This window comes from Promicromonospora kroppenstedtii DSM 19349 (assembly GCF_000515355.1).
GTDB lineage: Bacteria > Actinomycetota > Actinomycetes > Actinomycetales > Cellulomonadaceae > Promicromonospora > Promicromonospora kroppenstedtii.
The window spans coordinates 2,150-3,989 of the sequence record NZ_KI911731.1; the positions used below are offsets into that span (position 1 = coordinate 2,150).

Annotated in this window: 2 protein-coding genes; one reads left to right on the forward strand and one right to left on the reverse strand. The window is 72.4% G+C overall.

Annotated features, from left to right (window positions below; genetic code table 11):
- Window positions 1-1,004, reverse strand: a 1,004-nt coding sequence (locus PROKR_RS21795) for an alpha-L-fucosidase (protein WP_051433233.1), incomplete at its 3' end; no start/stop codon positions are given.
- A gap of 137 nt (window positions 1,005-1,141) precedes the next feature.
- Here PROKR_RS21795 and PROKR_RS21800 point away from each other — a divergent pair.
- On the forward strand, window positions 1,142-1,840 hold a 699-nt coding region (locus PROKR_RS21800; RefSeq protein WP_051433234.1), incomplete at its 3' end, for an SDR family NAD(P)-dependent oxidoreductase.

Here is a 1,840-nt window from a genome sequence, read left to right on the forward strand (position 1 = left end):
CCGGCGCCGTGGACCGACCGGCCGTGCAGCCGCGTCCAGGCACCGAGCGCCGCGAGCGTGGTCGCGTCCCGGGCCGGGATCGCCCCGCGCCCGTCCGGGCCGATGTTCAGCAGCAGGTTGCCGCCCTTGGCCACGGTGTCCACGAGCATGCGCACCAGCAGGTCCGGGTCCTTGAACCGGGTGTTGTCCCGGTCGTAGCCCCAGCTGCCGTTCAGCGTCTGGCAGGCCTCCCAGGTGATGGGTGCCCCGTCGTCGGCGCGCATGGGCTGGTCCGGCTGGTACTGCTCCGGGGTGACCAGGTCGCCCGGGATGCCGAGGCGGTCGTTGACCACGGCCTGCGGCTGCAGCTCGCGGACCAGGGCGAGCAGCCCCTCCGCGTCCCAGTCCTCGGGGTACTTGCCGCGCCACCCGTCCCGGTCGTGGGCGTAGGTGTAGTCGAAGAACACGTAGTCGACGGCGCCGTACCCGGTGAGCAGCTCGCGCACCTGCGTGTGCAGGTAGGTGCGGTACCGCGCCATGTCGCGCCCCTCGTTCAGGGCGTGGGCGTCCGGGTCGTCCCGGCGCGGGTGCACGAAGTCCACGGTGAAGTCCGGGTGGTGCCAGTCGATCAGCGAGTGGTACAGCCCCAGGCGCAGCCCCTCGGCGCGCACGGCCTCGGCCAGCTCCGCGACCAGGTCGCGCCCGCGCGTGCGCGCGACGGAGTAGTCGCTGACGGCGGAGTCCCACAGGGCGAAGCCGTCGTGGTGCTTCGTGGTCAGCACCACGTACCGCATCCCCGCCTCCTTGGCCGCGCGCGCGATCGCCCGGGCGTCGAACAGGTCGGGGTCGAACACCTCGGCGTACCGCTCGTACTGCTCGACGGTCTGGCGCTCGTTGCTCATCACCCACTCGTGCCGGGCCGCGGCGGAGTAGAGCCCGAAGTGCACGAACAGGCCGAACCTGGCCTCGGTGAACCAGGCCCGGTCCGGGTGGGGCAGCGGGGCGGAATCGGCCGGCTGGGTCATGTGCGGATCACTCCTCGTCGAGCGGACGGTCCCGGAGCAGGAAGAGGTATGACGTATTGCTCCGAGTGGGTCGAGCCTAGCGGGTCCAGAACGTGATCGAGCCCTACGAATCGGCACGGATCGGTGCTATAGATTGGATGAATCGTCATCGCAGCCGTTTTCCAGGAGGAGTTCCCGTGACCACAGCCCTTGAGTTCGACGGCGTCCGCGCCATCGTCACGGGAGGGGCGTCCGGTATCGGCGCCGCCGTCGTGACCGCCCTGCTGGAGCGCGGCGCCCAGGTCGTCGCGATCGACCGCTCGGCCGACGGTGTGCCCGAGGGCGCGAGCGGCGAGGTCGCCGACGTGACCGACGACGCCGCCGTCCGCGCCGCCGTCGAGACCGCCGCCCATCGCCTGGGCGGCATCGACGTCGTCGTCAACAACGCCGGCATCGGCGCCCAGGGCACCGTCGCCGACAACGACGACGCCGAGTGGCTGCGCGTGCTGGACGTCAACGTGCTCGGCATCGTGCGGGTCACCCGCGCCGCGCTGCCGTACCTGCGCGAGTCCGAGCACGCCGCGGTGGTCAACACGGCGTCGATCGCCTCCTGGACCGGCCTGCCGCAGCGCGCCCTGTACTCCGCCAGCAAGGGCGCCGTCCAGGCGCTCACGCTCGCGATGGCCGCCGACCACGTGCGCGAGAACATCCGCGTGACCTGCGTGAACCCCGGCACCGTCGACACCCCCTGGGTGGGCCGCCTGCTCGACGCCGCCACCGACCCGGCCGCCGAGCGCGCCGCCCTGGAGGCCCGGCAGCCCACGGGCAAGCTCGTCAGCCCCCAGGCCGTCGCGCAC